The organism is Actinoplanes sp. NPDC049598, assembly GCF_040675435.1.
Classification (GTDB): domain Bacteria; phylum Actinomycetota; class Actinomycetes; order Mycobacteriales; family Micromonosporaceae; genus Actinoplanes.
This window is the reverse complement of the sequence record NZ_JBFAOX010000002.1, coordinates 491,995-506,325: the sequence shown is the minus strand read 5'-3', so window position 1 is coordinate 506,325 and position 14,331 is coordinate 491,995. Positions and strand designations below refer to the sequence as shown.

The 14,331-nt window shown below is 73.0% G+C and carries 14 protein-coding genes; 8 read left to right on the top strand and 6 right to left on the bottom strand.

What is annotated here, in order from left to right:
* Positions 1 to 33 precede the first annotated feature (33 nt).
* Genes AB0J66_RS08280 through AB0J66_RS08270 form a run of 3 tightly spaced genes read left to right on the top strand, consistent with a single transcriptional unit; the run spans position 34 to position 2,981 of the window.
* Positions 34 to 1,155, top strand: coding sequence for a 5-methyltetrahydropteroyltriglutamate--homocysteine S-methyltransferase (locus AB0J66_RS08280; RefSeq protein ID WP_364657199.1), 1,122 nt, complete (start codon positions 34 to 36; stop codon positions 1,153 to 1,155).
* A gap of 54 nt (positions 1,156 to 1,209) precedes the next feature.
* Entirely contained in the window at positions 1,210 to 2,175 is a 966-nt protein-coding gene (locus tag AB0J66_RS08275; protein ID WP_364657196.1) for an ATP-binding cassette domain-containing protein, read from the top strand.
* The gene (locus AB0J66_RS08270) at positions 2,172 to 2,981 is read left to right on the top strand and encodes an ABC transporter permease (protein ID WP_364657193.1); all 810 of its coding nucleotides are present in this window, start codon (positions 2,172 to 2,174) and stop codon (positions 2,979 to 2,981) included. Before AB0J66_RS08275 ends, AB0J66_RS08270 begins: the two co-directional genes overlap by 4 nt.
* Here the strand turns inward: AB0J66_RS08270 and AB0J66_RS08265 are convergent, their stop codons facing one another.
* A complete protein-coding gene (locus AB0J66_RS08265) occupies positions 2,982 to 6,188 on the bottom strand; it encodes a BTAD domain-containing putative transcriptional regulator (protein ID WP_364657190.1) in 3,207 nt (1,068 codons plus the stop codon).
* A 118-nt stretch (positions 6,189 to 6,306) separates the two neighbouring features.
* Between AB0J66_RS08265 and AB0J66_RS08260 the strand changes: the two genes are divergently transcribed.
* Entirely contained in the window at positions 6,307 to 7,902 is a 1,596-nt protein-coding gene (locus tag AB0J66_RS08260) for a peptidase (protein WP_364657187.1), read from the top strand.
* A gap of 12 nt (positions 7,903 to 7,914) precedes the next feature.
* Here AB0J66_RS08260 and AB0J66_RS08255 read toward each other — a convergent pair whose 3' ends face one another.
* Positions 7,915 to 8,673: an SDR family oxidoreductase gene (locus AB0J66_RS08255; RefSeq protein ID WP_364657185.1), complete on the bottom strand. Its 759-nt coding sequence runs from the start codon at positions 8,671 to 8,673 to the stop codon at positions 7,915 to 7,917.
* A gap of 86 nt (positions 8,674 to 8,759) precedes the next feature.
* Here AB0J66_RS08255 and AB0J66_RS08250 point away from each other — a divergent pair, with 86 nt between their 5' ends.
* The 3 genes from AB0J66_RS08250 to AB0J66_RS08240 all read left to right on the top strand — a co-directional run bounded on the left by AB0J66_RS08250 (position 8,760) and on the right by AB0J66_RS08240 (position 11,447).
* Positions 8,760 to 9,611: a helix-turn-helix transcriptional regulator gene (locus AB0J66_RS08250; RefSeq protein WP_364657183.1), complete on the top strand. Its 852-nt coding sequence runs from the start codon at positions 8,760 to 8,762 to the stop codon at positions 9,609 to 9,611.
* Between the two features lie 9 nt (positions 9,612 to 9,620).
* Entirely contained in the window at positions 9,621 to 10,013 is a 393-nt protein-coding gene (locus AB0J66_RS08245; protein ID WP_364657181.1) for an ester cyclase, read from the top strand.
* Between the two features lie 222 nt (positions 10,014 to 10,235).
* A complete protein-coding gene (locus AB0J66_RS08240; RefSeq protein WP_364657179.1) occupies positions 10,236 to 11,447 on the top strand; it encodes a WD40 repeat domain-containing protein in 1,212 nt (403 codons plus the stop codon).
* 154 nt (positions 11,448 to 11,601) lie between these two features.
* Here the strand turns inward: AB0J66_RS08240 and AB0J66_RS08235 are convergent, their stop codons facing one another.
* The 3 genes from AB0J66_RS08235 to AB0J66_RS08225 form a co-directional block, all read right to left on the bottom strand.
* On the bottom strand, positions 11,602 to 12,024 hold the full coding sequence (locus AB0J66_RS08235) for a DNA-binding protein (protein WP_364657176.1): 423 nt from the start codon (positions 12,022 to 12,024) through the stop codon (positions 11,602 to 11,604).
* A gap of 3 nt (positions 12,025 to 12,027) precedes the next feature.
* Positions 12,028 to 12,228: a hypothetical protein gene (locus tag AB0J66_RS08230; RefSeq protein WP_364657173.1), complete on the bottom strand. Its 201-nt coding sequence runs from the start codon at positions 12,226 to 12,228 to the stop codon at positions 12,028 to 12,030.
* A 310-nt stretch (positions 12,229 to 12,538) separates the two neighbouring features.
* Positions 12,539 to 13,138 (bottom strand): class I SAM-dependent methyltransferase, encoded by a 600-nt coding sequence (locus tag AB0J66_RS08225; protein WP_364657170.1) that lies wholly within the window; start codon positions 13,136 to 13,138, stop codon positions 12,539 to 12,541.
* Positions 13,139 to 13,214: 76 nt separating this feature from the next.
* On the opposite strand from AB0J66_RS08225, the gene AB0J66_RS08220 reads away from it, so the two are divergent.
* A complete protein-coding gene (locus tag AB0J66_RS08220) occupies positions 13,215 to 13,856 on the top strand; it encodes a hypothetical protein (protein WP_364657168.1) in 642 nt (213 codons plus the stop codon).
* Positions 13,857 to 13,868: 12 nt separating this feature from the next.
* Here the strand turns inward: AB0J66_RS08220 and AB0J66_RS08215 are convergent, their stop codons facing one another.
* Positions 13,869 to 14,204: a hypothetical protein gene (locus tag AB0J66_RS08215; protein WP_364657165.1), complete on the bottom strand. Its 336-nt coding sequence runs from the start codon at positions 14,202 to 14,204 to the stop codon at positions 13,869 to 13,871.
* Positions 14,205 to 14,331: the final 127 nt, after the last annotated feature.

Here is a 14,331-nt window from a genome sequence, read left to right as displayed (position 1 = left end):
CATCGGGATGCCGGGCCGAGGGAGGACCAGACCATGACGCTGCGCGACACGCCGCCGTTTCGGGCCGATCATGTGGGGAGTCTTCTGCGGCCGCGGGAGTTGCTGGCGGCGCGGGAGCGACGGGCGGCCGGGGAGATCGGCGCCGAGGAGTTGCGTGAGGTCGAGGACGCGGCGATCCGGGATGTCGTGCGGATGCAGCGGGATGCCGGGCTGCGGACGGCGACCGACGGGGAGTTTCGGCGGACCTCCTGGCACATGGATTTCATCTACCGGCTGGGTGGGGTGCGGCCGACCGACGAGAAGATCCAGGTGCATTTCCGTAACGCGCAGGGGGAGCTCGACTTCGAGTCGGCCGCGCTCAGGATCGACGCGCCGGTGCGGCTGACCGAGACGATCTTCGGGGATGACTTCTCCTTCTTGAAGTCGATCACTGAAGAGGGGCAGACGGCCAAGCTGACCATCCCGTCGCCGAGCATGGTGCACTACCGGGGTGGGCGGGCCGCCATCGATCCGGCCGTCTACCCGGACGAGGAGCAGTTCTGGGCGGATCTGTCGGCCGCCTACAAGGAGCAGGTCAAGCGGGTCGCCGAGCTCGGGTGCCGCTATCTGCAGCTGGATGACACCAGCTTCGCGTACCTCAATGATCCGGCTCAGCGGAAGCTGCTCACCGACCGCGGGGACGACGCCGAGCACCAGCATCTGCGCTACATCCGGCAGATCAACGCCGCCCTGGCCGATCGACCGCAGGACACAAGAATCACCACACACATGTGCCGGGGGAACTTCCGGTCGTCGTGGGCGGCCGAGGGCGGGTACGACTTCGTCGCCGAGGCGCTGTTCAACGAGCTCGCGGTCGACGGCTTCTTCCTGGAGTACGACGACGAGCGGTCGGGCACGTTCGCCCCGCTGCGGTTCGTGCCCAAGGGGAAGATGGTGGTGCTGGGGCTGGTGACCACCAAGCGGGGCGAGCTGGAGTCGAAGGACACGCTCAAGCGCCGCATCGACGAGGCCGCCAAATACGTCCCGCTCGAGCAGCTCTGCCTGTCCCCGCAGTGCGGCTTCTCCTCCACGGTCGAGGGCAACGTGCTGTCGTACGACCAGGAAGTCGCCAAGCTGAGACTGATCGCTGAGACGGCTGACGAGGTCTGGCGGTAACCGTGTCAGCGGCATGTGCGCCCGGTGTCAGCGGGCCGGGCGACAGTAAGCCCCATGAGCGATTTCGTGGTGCGTGCGGAGGGTCTCCGCAAGCGATTCGGTAAGACACAGGCGCTCGACGGGGTGGACCTGGCGATGCGCCGCGGCACCGTGCTCGGGGTTCTCGGGCCCAACGGCGCGGGCAAGACCACGGCCGTACGCGTCCTGGCCACCCTGTTGCGCCCGGATTCCGGCCAGGCGGAGGTGGCCGGCATCGACGTGCTGCGCGAGCCGCAGCGGGTCCGCCGGCGGATCGGCCTGACCGGGCAGTACGCGAGCGTCGACGAGGACCTGACCGGCACGCAGAACCTGGTGCTGATCGGCCGGCTGCTCGACCTGACGACGGTCGAGGCCAAGCGGCGGGCGGCCGAGCTGCTCGAGTGGTTCGACCTGGCCGAGGCGGCGGGCCGGATGGCCAAGACCTACTCCGGTGGCATGCGGCGGCGCCTCGACCTGGCCGCGAGCCTGGTCGGCCACCCCGAAGTGATCTTCCTGGACGAGCCGACCACCGGTCTCGACCCGGCCAAGCGCGAGGACATGTGGGGTGTCGTCCGGAGCCAGGTCACCCAGGGGGCCAGCGTGCTGCTGACCACTCAGTACCTGGAGGAGGCGGACGCCCTGGCCGACGAGATCGTGGTCATCAACAAGGGCCGGGTCATCGCCCACGACACCCCGGACGGGCTGAAGCGCCGCGTCGGCGGCCTCACCCTGCGGGTGCGCCCGGCCGACCCGGCCCGCGTGCCGGACGTGCTGCGCGTGCTCGACAAGGTGGCCGCCCCCGGGTCGACCGCCACGGCCGACGCGACGGCGGGGGCCCGGCCGGGTGCCGTGAGCGTCCCGGTCACCGACGACAGCGCGCTCGTCGAGGTCGTGCCCGCGTTGCACGAGGCCGGCGTCGAGCTCAACGACTTCGGCCTGCACCTGCCCAGCCTCGACGAGGTCTTCCACACCCTCACCGCCAAGAAAGAAGAACTGGTATGACGACCTTGACTCTGGGCACTGTCAGCGACTCCCCGCGCGGCGGGTCGGTGGCCGCGCTGGCCCGGCACAGCGTCGCGCTCGCGCGCCGAAGTTTGATCAAGACGGCGCGGACGCCCGAGGCGCTCCTCGACGTGACCCTGCAGCCGGTGATCTTCCTGCTGCTCTTCACGTACCTGTTCGGCGGGGCCATCACCGGCGACCGGCACACCTACCTGCAGTTCCTGCTGCCCGGCATGCTCGCGCAGTCACTGGCCATGGGCGGCATCGCCCTCGGGCAGAACCTCAACGCCGACATCGAGAAGGGCGTCTTCGACCGGTTCCGCTCGCTGCCCATCTCCCGTGCGGTGCCGCTGGTCGGCGCGGTCGCGGCCGACATCATCCGCTACCTGACCGTCTGCGTGGTCATGCTCGGCTTCGGCATGATCATGGGCTTCCGGATCGAGACCGGCTTCCTGCCGGCGGTGGCCGCGGTGGCGCTCTCGGTCGGGTTCGGGCTCTGCTTCTGCTGGATCTCGGTCTGGGTCGGCATGCTGGTGCGTACCCCCGGCGCCGTACAGGGCCTGATGTTCCTGATCGTCTTCCCGCTGTCGTTCGGCAGCAACGTCTTCGTCGCGACCGACACGCTGCCCGGCTGGTTGCAGGCCTTCGTGCACGTCAACCCGATCACGCCGCTGGTCTCGACGATCCGCGGGCTGCTGCTCGGCGGCTCCGTCGCGGAGCACCTGTGGGTCACGCTGGCCTGGATGGCCGGTCTGCTGGTGGTCTTCGTGCCGCTCGCGCTGCGCGGTTACTCGCGCCGCGCCTGACTAGGGCTGCGGGAGCCCCGCCCGGCTGAGCCGGGCGGGGTCGACCTGCGTCAGCGCCGTCTTCCCGTCCAGCTTCCACCCCTTGCCGTACGCCTCGTCGAAGGCGTTCCCGCCGATCGCGTGGCGGGCCCGGTCGCTCAGCTCGCGGATCTGCAGATCGGTGTGGTCGTGGCTGCCGCGCAGCCGGGCCGCCGCGCCCAGCAGCAGACCCACGTCGTGCCCGCGCCCGTAGGCGTCCGCGAGCCGGGCCGCGGTGACCGCGACCATCGACATGAGCGGGAAGTCCTGGCTCTCCAGCGCCGCCTCGTAGGCCCGCTCGAGGGCCTTCCCGGCGCCGTCGAGATCGCCCAGCGCGATGCACAGCGCGGCCCGGACCGACCCGATCACCGCCCGGCCGTGGTCGCCGCCGAACGAGTACCGCTCACCCATCCCGGCCTCGGCCCGCTCGACCAGCTCGCGGGCCCGCTCCACCTCGCCCAGCCGTAGCCAGACGCCCGCCTCGAGCGCGTTGACCAGGATCAGGAAGTCGTACGAGACCGCGTGCTGCGCCCGTTCCCGGGCCTCGTCGAGCATCGCGATGGCCAGCTCGTTCTCGCCGCGCCGCATGTTCAGGTCGATCCAGCGCAGATCCAGGAAGATCTCGTCGGTGAGGCTGAGCGAGCCGAACTCGCGGGCCAGCGAACGGGCCCGCCGCAGGTCGTCCAGCGCGCCGTCGAGGTCGCCGTCGTACTGCCGCACCATCGCCCGGGTGGGCAGCACGGTGGCCAGCCCCCAGCGGTCGCCGATCCGGCCGAAGCAGTCCAGCGCGGCCGCCACGTCGATCCGTACCTGGTCGAGGTCGCCGTTGTTCTCGGCGAACTGGGCCCGGAACATGTGGGCCAGCCCGCGCAGCCAGATGTCGGGGCCGGCCAGGATGCGCTCGATGACGGCCAGCGACGCCTCGCTCTCCTGCAGCAGGCCGAGGGCCACCGCGGTGAGCGGGCCGGCCAGGCCGGGCAGCTCCTCGTAGGCGAGCAGGCGCCCGGTGATGACCCGCAGCTCGGTGCGGCGCCGCTCCATCGTCGCGCCGAGGAAGGGACCGTTGTCGTCGGCGCCGTTCAGCAGCAGGACCACCTCGGCGATGTCCCGGTCGAGCGACTGCCCGCCGCCGGGCACGGCCAGCGCCTCGCTCAGCCAGTAGACGGCGTCGCGGTGCCGGCCGAGCATCTGCCAGTACCAGGTCAGATCGAGGGCCAGGCCGATCGCGCCGTCGCCGTCGCCGGAGTCGCAGAGGTGGCGCAGGGCGGCCAGGGCGTTGTCGTACTCGGCGCGCAGCAGGCCCAGCGCCTCCAGCTGACCGGGCCCGCGCAGGTCGGGGTCGTGCCGGGCCACCAGCCGGGCCAGATGGCCGGCGGCGTGGGTGCGGGCGGCGCTCAGCGTGCCCTGTTCGGCCAGCCGTTCGATGCCGTACTCGCGCAGCGTCTCCAGCATGCGGTAGCGGCCGGGCTCCGGCGCGAGCTGCAGGATCGAGCGGTCGACCAGGGCGGCCAGCAGCTCCGGGACGTCGTAGGGCGGCACGGGGGTGCCCGCGCAGACGGCGGCGGCCGAGGCCGGGGTCACGCCGCCGGGCAGGATCGAGACCCGCTCGGCGACGGTACGCTCGTGCTCGCCCAGCAGATCCCAGCTCCAGGCGATGACCGCCCGCAGTGTCCGGTGCCGGGGGAAGGCCGTCCGGCTGCCCGTGGTCAGCAGCCGGAACCGGTCGGACAGCCCGCCGGCCAGCTCCTCGAGGGACATCGTGCGCAGCCGGGCCGCCGCCAGCTCCAGCGCCAGCGGCATCCCGTCGAGGCGGCGCACCACCTCGAGGATCCCGCCCAGCGTCTGATCGTCCACATCGAAGCCCGGGCGCACGGCCGCCGCCCGCTCGGTGAACAGGCGGACCGAGGCCGCTCGCCGCGCCTGGGCGACCCCGTCCCGCGGATCGGGCAGGGCCAGCGGGCCCAGCGGGGCCAGCGCCTCCCCGTCGATGGCGAGGGGCTCGCGGCTGGTGGCGATCACCCGCAGCCCCGGTGAGCGCGGCAGCAGCGCGGCGATCAGATGCGCGATCGCGTCGATCACGTGCTCGCAGTTGTCGACGACCAGCAGCAGCTCGCGGCCCTGGAGCTCGTCGGTGAGCACGTCGAGCTCGTCGCCGTCGGCCCGCAGCCGGGCGTCGAACATGGCCGACCCGCGCAGCCCGATCGAGGCCAGCAGGGCCGCGCCGGCCTTGGCCGGCTCGGTGACCGAGGAGAGGTCGGTCAGCCAGGCGCCGTCGCGGTACTCGTGGCGGTGGCGACGGGCCGCCTCCAAGGCGAGCCGGGTCTTGCCCGCCCCGCCCGGCCCGACCACGGTGACCAGCCGGCCGGTGGTGAGCAGCGTGCCGACCCGGCCCAGGTCGTCGTCGCGCCCGACGAAACTGGTGACCGGCGCGGGCAGATTGCCCTTCGCCTCCGGCGCCACCTCGGGGGTGTAGCGCAGAAGACGCAGATGCTGCTCCTGCAGCGCGGCGCCCGGGTCGGCGCCGAGCTGCTCGGCCAGCGCCGCCCGGACCCGCTCGTAGACGGCGAGCGCCTCGGCCTGCCGGCCCTGCGCGGCCAGCGCGTCCATCAGCAGCGCGGCCGCCCGCTCGTGGACCGGGTCCTCGGCCAGCAGCCCGGTCAGCCGGTCCGCGGCGGCGTCGGCCCGGCCGATGGCCAGCTCGGCCTCGGCCAGACCGGCCACCACCTCGGTGGCGGTCAGGGCCAGGCGGGTCGCGGCCGGTGGCGCCACCTCGGCGATCAGGGCCGGGTCGCCCCAGAGCCCGGCCGCCTCGCCGAGCAGGGCGGCCGCGGCCTCCGGGTCGCCGGCGCGCAGCCGGTCGCGCCCGGTCGCGGCCAGGTGCTCGAAGCGCAGCGCGTCCACGTCGTCGTCGGTGACGGCCAGGCGGTAGCCGCCCGGGACCTGGGCCACGGACGCGGCGTCGCCGAGCAACCGCCGCAGGCGCGACACGAGGGACTGCAGGGCGTTGGCCGGGGCGCCCGGCTGGTCGGCCGGCCACAGCGCGTCGACCAGCGCGTCGGGGGCGACCGGCCGGCCACCGGCCAGGGCCAGGCGGGTGAACAATCCGCGCAGCCGGGCCCCGGGAACGTCGACGACGGTGTCGCCGGAGGTCACCCGGAAAGCGCCGAGCAGGGTCACACGCAGGTCCACGCACCGATCCTCTCGCGCCCGCGCCGACGCGCCCAAACCGGCATGTGCGACGGGTCACACAGGAAGACCGCGGTGGGTTAGGGTGCGCGGAACGTCACCGTCTGCAGCGGAGTCGACCATGAAGCGTACGCCTGTGCTCGCCCTGCTGGCCGCCGCCGTCGTCGGGGCCGTCCCGGCAACGCCCGCGAGGGCCGCCGCCGACCTGCCCGACCTGCGGGTGCAGTGGGATCACGGCACGGGCACGATCGGGCCGCAGGGCGCCGTGCCCGGCATGGTGGTGAACAACCACGGCGCCGCCGCCGGCACCGGCGTGACGGTGACGATCGACCTGACCGGCGTCGACGACCGGGTCGAGGTGGCCATCGCCGGCGAGAACTCGATCTGTGCGCTGGCCGCGCGCAAGGTGACGTGCGATGTCGGCACGCTCGAGCCCGACAACGGCCGGCAGCTCATCCCGATCACTCTGACCACGGCCGCGGGGGCCGCCCCGGGCGCGGCCGGGGAGATGGTGGCGACCATCGCCGGCGAGCAGGACGACCAGACACCGGGTGACAACGTCTCCACCGCGCCGGTCACCATCGTCACCGGCACCGAGCCCCGGCCCAACGCGATCGCCCTCATCGCCGATCTGAACACCGCGCGGAGCCGGGTCGGCCCGGGGGACAGGCGGCCCGTCTACGCGGCGGTGCGCAACGACGGCGACGCGCCGCTCACCGAGTTCCGCGTCTCGCTGCTGCTGCCGATCGGGGCCGCGGTCGTCGAGCGCTACCGCGACTGCGGCTACAGCAGTTCCTTCCCGAACGGTGGCGGGCAAGGCTTCCTCTACTTTCCGACCCAGGTCGAGTGCCACCTGTCCCTGACGCTGCCGCCCGGAAAGACGCTGCCGCTGTTCGACCCCGAGACCCGGAAGTCGTTGTTCCACGCGGCGTTCGGGCGCAACCTGTCCGGGCCGGACGAGCACCAGGGCCTGCTGACCGCCATCGACGAGGCCGACCCCCACCGGCCCGACAACGGCACCGGGCCGTCGTTCGCCGAGGCCGTCGCGAAGCTGCCGCTGCTCGACGCGGCGCCGCCCGGGCTGCCCGGCGAGATCGGGATGACCCCGTTCTCGGTCTTCGCCCAGGCCAACACGTTCGACATCGCGCTGAGCAGGCCCACGTACTTCCCGGCCGGCGACGACGTCGTCGGAGTGCAGTTCACGCTGCTCAACAACGGGCCGTCGGACAGTGGGGCCCTGGTCTATGAGGCGACCGCTCCCCGGGGGACCGTGTTCATCCAGGCCGGGGCCGACGGGTGCTACACCAAGGGGACGCCGGGCTCGCTGGCCGAGGAGTCCGCGGCGCTGGTCTGCCGGACGTTCAGCCCGTTCCCGACCGTGCACTCGAAGCTGGTGCCGCAGGAACGGGCGCTGCAGTTGCGCGTCAAGTCGGCCCCGGGCGGCGGCGGCAGGATCACCGTTCGCGGTACGGAGGTTGGCTCCACCGAGGCCAAATGGTCGAACAACACCGTCGCGATCGTCCTGCCGGCCGCCACCCCGCCGCCCGCCACCCCGCCGGCCACCGGTGGCGGCGGTGGCGGCGGGGGAGGGGCCGGTGGCGGCGGTTCGCTGCCCATCACCGGCGGACCGGTCGCCCTGACGGCCGGCTCGGGCGTCGCGATGACGGTGGTCGGCGTCCTGCTGCTCCTGGCGACGCGTCGCCGATCCGCGTCGTAGACCCGGTGTTTCTCAGGCGCCGGCGCCTCCGTCGACCGGGATGATGGCGCCGGTGACGAACGAGGCGCGGTCGCTGAGCAGCCAGAGGGCCGCCTCGGCGACCTCCTCGGGCCGGCCCATCCGGCCGAGCGGGGTCGACGCGCTGATCCGCTCGACCACGCCCGGCGTCGCCGCCTCCCACGCGTCGATCATCTCGGTGGCCGTGCCACCCGGGGTGATGCCGTTGACCCGGATGCCCTGCGGCGCCCACGTCACCGCGGCGGTCTCGGTGATGCTGTTGAGCGCCCGCTTCATGGCGCCGTAGGCGGGCAGCGCCGGATTGGCCCGGCGGCTGCCGATGCTGGAGGTGTTGACGATCGCCCCGCCGCCGCGGCGGCGCATCAGCTCGGCCTCGGCGTTCATGGCCGTCCAATGGGCCCGGAAGTTCACCGCGAACTGCTCGTCCACATCCTCGTCGCTGGTCGTCTCGAGCGGACCCGGCTGCTGGAGGGCCGCGCCGTTGTTGAACGCCCCGTCCAGCCGCCCGTGCAGCTCGTCCACCCGCTGCACGGCGGCCCGGATGCTCGCCCGGTCGGCCAGGTCCAGCGCCACGGCGTCGGCCACCCCGCCCTTGTCGCGGATCTCGCTCACGAGACGGTCGAGCGCGTCGGCGCCGCGGGAGGCGAGCACCACGGCCGCGCCCTCCTGAGCGAAGAGCCGGGCCGCGGCCGCCCCGATGCCCCGGCTGGCGCCGGTGATGAATACGACCTTGCCGGTCAACATGTCTGTCATGCCTCGAAGCCTGGCCGCGCCGCCGGACCGGATACAGGCACCATCCGTACCAGGCTTCGCGGTGGGAAAGCGGGCACACTGAGCCCATGGACAAGCAGGAGCTCGGAGCCTTCCTCCGCAGCCGCCGGGAGCGTCTTCACCCCTCAGACGCCGGCCTGCCCGCGGGCCCGCGCCGCCGCACCCCCGGCCTGCGCCGCGAGGAGGTGGCCGTGCTCGCGCACATCTCGACCGAGTACTACGTCCGCCTCGAGCAGGGCCGCGCCCCGCGCCCGTCGGCCGAGGTGCTGGCCGGCATCGCCGCCGCGCTGCGCCTGACCGACGCCGAGTCCGACCACCTGCACGTGCTGGCCGGCACCGCCCCGGCCCGGAGCGGCCGGCACCGCCGCGACGTCCGCCCGAGCATCCTCGCCCTGCTCGAACGCCTGCCCCAGACGGCCGGCTTCGTCACCTCGGCCACCTTCGAGGTGCTCGCCTGGAACCACCTGGCCGCCGCCCTGATGGAGGACTTCGGCGCCCGGCCGCCGGCCGAGCGCAACCTGGCCCGGCGGGCCTTCCTCGACTCCGACCGGAACCTGTACGGGGTGTCGGACGGCGCCGAGTTCCGTCATCACGTCGTCATGGAGCTGCGGGCCACCCTCGCCCGCTATCCCACCGACCCGGCCGTCACCACCCTGATCGAGGACCTGCGCTCCGGCAGCGCCGACTTCGCCCGCCTCTGGGACCGCCACGACGTGCAGGCCGTCACCGCGCTCACCAAGACCTTCCACCACCCCGTGGTCGGCCGGATCACCGTCGACTGCGACTCCATGAGCCTCACCGACCGCGACCAGCACCTGGTCCTCTACAGCGCCCCGGTGGGCTCCCCGGACGCCGAGGCCCTGGCCCTGCTCGACGTGCTGGGCGCCGAGACCTTCACCTCGGGCCTGCCCTCGTCGTAGCGTGGGCCGATGGGTGATCAGCTCGAGGGCATCTATCGCGACTACATCGCCGCCCTGAACGACCGGCGCCTCGACGACCTCGGCCAGTTCGTGCACGACCGCCTCACCTACAACGGCGAGCAGTGGTCGCGGGAGCGATACCAGGCCCGGCTGACCGACGACGTACGGAACATTCCCGACCTGCGCTACGAGGTGCAGCTGCTCGTCACCGGCCCGGACCACGTCGCCGCCCGGCTCTGGTTCGACTGCGCCCCGCGGCACGAGTTCCTCGGCCTCACCCCCGACGGCCGCCGCGTCTCGTTCGCCGAGCACGTCTTCTACCGCTTCCGCGCCAACCGGATCGAACACGTCTGGTCGCTGATCGACACCGACAGCATCCGGCGGCAACAGGCCGCAACATGACCGTCCGCGCGCCCTTGGGGCCGGTGGGTGTGGTGGTGACGCGCCCGATGCTTGCGCCCTGTCTGAGGCGGTTGCTGACCAGGCGCTCGGCTCACATCAGACGGCCGGCCTCGGCTGATCGGCCCGGGGGTGGGGGGCCGGGACGGCCGGAGGGCAACCCGGCCGGATGAACCGGGGCGAAGACTCCGAACAGCGGCGGAAACGGGTCGTTACGGTGCGGGAGTGACTACCCAGAGAGATCTCAAAGACACGTGCAGTGAGACTCCGTTCGGAGGTCTCCGGCGAGGCGCCGGCCGGGCCGTCGCCGTGGCCATGATCGGGCTGCTCGCACCCACCGCCGCGGCGACGGCGGCCGCCGCCACCCCGCCCGTCGCGCACAACCAGGTCGCGGATGTCGCCGGCGCCCGCGCCCGGACCGTTCTGCCCGGCCTGGCCGGGATCATCGCCGTGCGCCCCGACGGCAAGGTGTTCGCCACCGTCAGCGGCCAGACCGTGCGGCAGTGGAACATCGCGACCGGGCGTAAGGCCGGCCCGCCGCTGGCCGTGCACGCCGGCGCCGTCAACTCGGTCGCCTACAGCCCCGACGGCAAGAAGCTGGCCGTCGCGACCGCGCGGGAGGTGGCGCTGTGGGACGCCGCCACCGGGGAGAAGTCCGCGACGCCGCTGACCGGGCACACCGGGGCGGTGCGCTCGGTCGCCTTCAACCCACCCGGCACGCTCCTGGTCACGGCCGGCAACGACCGCACCGTCCGGCTGTGGAACGTGGCCACCGGGGAACTGATCTACACCATGCGCGGCCACGACGGCGCGGTCCGGTTCGTCGTGTTCAGCCCGGACGGCCGGACCATCGCCAGCACCGGGGACGGCGAGGACAACACCGTACGGCTGTGGCGCACCGGCCTCGGCCGGCCGATCGGCGAAGCGCTGCGGGTGACACCGGGCCCGGTGTACGCGACCAGCTTCAGCCCCGACGGTGAGCTCCTGGCCACCTCGGGCGGCGGCAATGCCGTACGGCTGTGGGACCCGGCCACGGGCGAGCCCGCCGGCGACCCGCTGATCAGCAGCGCCGGCCCCGTCCTGGCCCTCACGTTCAGCCCGAACGGCAAGCTGCTGGCCACCTCGTCCGGCGGCGACAACACCGTACAGCTGTGGAACACGAAGACCCGCGAGGCCGCCGCCGAGCCCCTGGCCGGCCACACCGGCCCGGTCCGGGCCATGCGCTTCGCCCCCGGCGGCAAGCGCCTGGCCACCGGCAGCGACGACGGCACCGTCCGCCTGTGGAACACCAAGAGCGGAGCGCTCCAGGGCACCCCGCTGACCGGCCACACCGGACCGGTCTGGGCCCTGCGCATCAGCCCCGACGGCAAGCGCCTGATCACCGCCGGCGCCGACAGCAAGGCCCGCCTGTGGCGCCTGACCAAGGCCGCCGCCTGACCCGACAGCAAGACCCGGAGGCCATGTCCAGCGATGGACATGGCCTCCTTTGTTGCGGCAGCGGGTGGTGGTCCTCGGCGGGCGCCTGGTGGCGGCCGGCCGGCGCGAGCAGCACCTCTAACTCGATCGGCGGCCGGCGCCCGGCGCCGGGACATCAGCTCGGTGACGGGTCGTCGGAGCGTGATTGCAGGCGCTCGTACCGCTGCTTGGCGGCCTGTGGCGTGTTGAGCCCCAGGCTGAACGCGATGTCCTGCCACGTCAGCCCCCGGCTCCGGGCGATCTTCATCAGGTGCAGCTCGGTCGCGTCGACATCGGCTCGCACGCTCGGCATCAGCGTCAGCGCCGCCACCAGGTCGTCCTGATCGATATCGGGCTCATCCGGCTCCCGCCCGATCGTTCCGCCCGCCATTCCCGCCACCAGCCGAACCACTTCGTGCGGCCCCGCCATGGCGGGATGAACCTGCCGCGCCCGCCGCGCATCGGTGCCGGCATGCCGCTCGGCCAGGTGGGTCAGGGCTTGAAAGGTGCGTTCGGCCCGCTGCGCCGCAGAGTCCGGCCGGGCAAAGAGGTTCGCCATTTGTCAATCATCGCTGATCAACGGAAACTCTTCAACGTTCTGTTGAGAATGGCCGGAGGCTGGGCTCGCTTCGCGGTCAAGATCAGCAGACGACAGCGCGCTTGGCACCGATGCATCGACCGCGAGAGCCATGAAAACCGGCCCGTGGATGACCGCCTTCTCCGCCGCCTCCGGGCCGAACAGGCCCGGGCACTTATCTACCACGCAGAACCGCACCGTGCGGTGAGGCTGGCCCGTGACCTGGTGGCTGGTGTCAACGGCGACGCCGTGGTGGTGCTCGCGGCGGAGTCAGCTCGCACGCTGTCGCGCATGACGCGAACCGGCGCCCGGGGCGGTCGCCGCCGAACTCGGTCTCGCTGAGCCGGACCTGGCGACTGCGGTGGAGCTGATCACAGCCGATGCTTGCGACCGGATCCTCATCGCAAGCATCTCGGCCGAGGTGCGAATCGCTTGGTGCCCCAGTGAGCACCCGCGGTCTGGAGCCTGCGCCCGCTCTACTGCTGGACCGGCTGAGTCAGGCGGTGGCGGCGAGGGCGGCCTGGGGGCGCTGGGTGTCGTCGGCGGGGCGGGTGGAGCGGGCTCGCTCGGTGAAGCCGGCGCGGGTCAGGCGGGTGGCGAAGTCGTCGACGGGCCAGCGGTAGGCGGTCGTCACCTTGTGGTCGAAGGGGCCGGGCTCGTCGCCGTGGACGAAGCCGGTCACCAGCGGGGCGCCCGGGGTGAGGACCCGATGGAACTCGGCCAAGGCCCGGTCCAGGTCGGGTGGGGGCAGATGGATGAGGGAGTACCAGGCCAGGATGCCGCCGACGGACTCGTCCGCGAAGTCGAGGCTGGTCAGCGAGCCCAGCCGGTAGTCGCCGCCGGGGTGGGTGGCCCGGGCGTGGGTGATGAAGCCGGGGACGAGGTCGATGCCGATGGCTTCGGCGCCGGCCGACCGCAGGTGGGCGGTGAGGTGGCCCGGGCCGCAGCCCAGATCGAGCACGGGGCCGGGGCGGCCCGCCAGGTGACGGGTGATGAAGGCCAGGTCGTCGGGGTGCGATTTCTCGCTCGAGCCGAACAACTCGATGTAGAGGCCGGCCACCGATGCGTACGCGTCCCGGACCTTCTCGGCAGTCACGGCGCGACTATATAGGTGGCCGGTCCGCCCCGAGTGGGGGAGCCGCGGGCCGCCGCGACGACGTACAAAGGCGCCTATGGTTCAGCGAAACGGGACGGCGGTGCTGTTGGCGGGCGCCGTCCTGGTCAGCGTCGGCGTGGCCGCCTACGCCGGCTTCCGGCTCGGTCACGACGAGGAGCGGCCGGCCGGCGGTGCCCTTCCGGAGTACTCGAGGGCGGCGCCGGGCAGCTATCCGCCGGCTGCGGTCCCGGTCTCCGTCGCACCCGAGCCGCCGGCTCCGTCATCAGTGTTCCGCACGCCGCCGGCCACGAAGACAACCTCACCGCCGGCCACGAAGACAACCTCACCGCCGGCCAGGAAGACGACAGCTCCGCCGGCCACGAAGACGATGACTCCCGCCTGGGCCGAGCGGACCATCGTGAGCACCAGCGTGCTCACCACCGGGCAGAGCTGGGCGACCAACCGCCTCCGGCTCACCGTGACCGCCGGCGGGAACCTCGAGCTGCGCGACCAGGGCCGGCTCGTCTGGCAGACCGGCACGTCGACCGGCGTCAAGCTGGTCATGCAGAACGACGGGCATCTGGTGCTGTACGACGCGGAGAACGGCACCGCCTGGAGCAGCGGCACCGCCGGCCACCCGGGCGCGGTCCTCACCCTGCGCGCCGACGGCACGATGGTCATCACCTTGAACGGGCGCGTCCTGTTCCGCGCCGGTTGACCCGGGAGCTGCTCAACGCGGGAACGGCATCAGCCGGAGCCCTCGATCGGTGGCCAGGATCAGGGTGTCGCCGGTGGCCGCGGCCGTGTCGACCCGGCCGTCGACGGGCCGTACGGCCAGGGCCCGGCCGTCCTCGGTGGCCAGCAGGACGACGACGCCGTCGAGCCCGAGCACGATCGTCGCGCCGTCCGGGGTCAGGCCCGGCCGGGTGGGCCGGCTCGACGGCGCCCGCAGGCCGGTCGTGGCGGCGTCGATCGGGCGCTCCCAGACGATCGAACCGTCGGCGCCGGCCAGCAGCAGGTGGCCGCGCAGGCCGGGAGAGCGGCCCGCCGAGGGAGCCCAGAGCACCAGCCGTCGCCCGTCCGGGTGAAGACGGCGGCCGAGACCGTGTCACCGGCGAGCGGCTCGATCTCGGCGACCGGCTCCAGGCCGGCGGTGACGCGGTCGAGGCGTACGTGGGCGCCGCCCTGGAACG

Excerpts from the sequence above, each read along its gene's own strand:
- AB0J66_RS08280 (WP_364657199.1), top strand. The coding sequence starts at position 34 with ATGACGCTGCGCGACACGCCGCCGTTTCGGGCCGATCATGTGGGGAGT.
- AB0J66_RS08275 (WP_364657196.1), top strand. The coding sequence starts at position 1,210 with ATGAGCGATTTCGTGGTGCGTGCGGAGGGTCTCCGCAAGCGATTCGGT.
- AB0J66_RS08270 (WP_364657193.1), top strand. The coding sequence starts at position 2,172 with ATGACGACCTTGACTCTGGGCACTGTCAGCGACTCCCCGCGCGGCGGG.
- AB0J66_RS08260 (WP_364657187.1), top strand. The coding sequence starts at position 6,307 with ATGAAGCGTACGCCTGTGCTCGCCCTGCTGGCCGCCGCCGTCGTCGGG.
- AB0J66_RS08255 (WP_364657185.1), bottom strand. The coding sequence starts at position 8,673 with ATGACAGACATGTTGACCGGCAAGGTCGTATTCATCACCGGCGCCAGC.
- AB0J66_RS08250 (WP_364657183.1), top strand. The coding sequence starts at position 8,760 with ATGGACAAGCAGGAGCTCGGAGCCTTCCTCCGCAGCCGCCGGGAGCGT.
- AB0J66_RS08245 (WP_364657181.1), top strand. The coding sequence starts at position 9,621 with ATGGGTGATCAGCTCGAGGGCATCTATCGCGACTACATCGCCGCCCTG.
- AB0J66_RS08235 (WP_364657176.1), bottom strand. The coding sequence starts at position 12,024 with ATGGCGAACCTCTTTGCCCGGCCGGACTCTGCGGCGCAGCGGGCCGAA.
- AB0J66_RS08220 (WP_364657168.1), top strand. The coding sequence starts at position 13,215 with ATGGTTCAGCGAAACGGGACGGCGGTGCTGTTGGCGGGCGCCGTCCTG.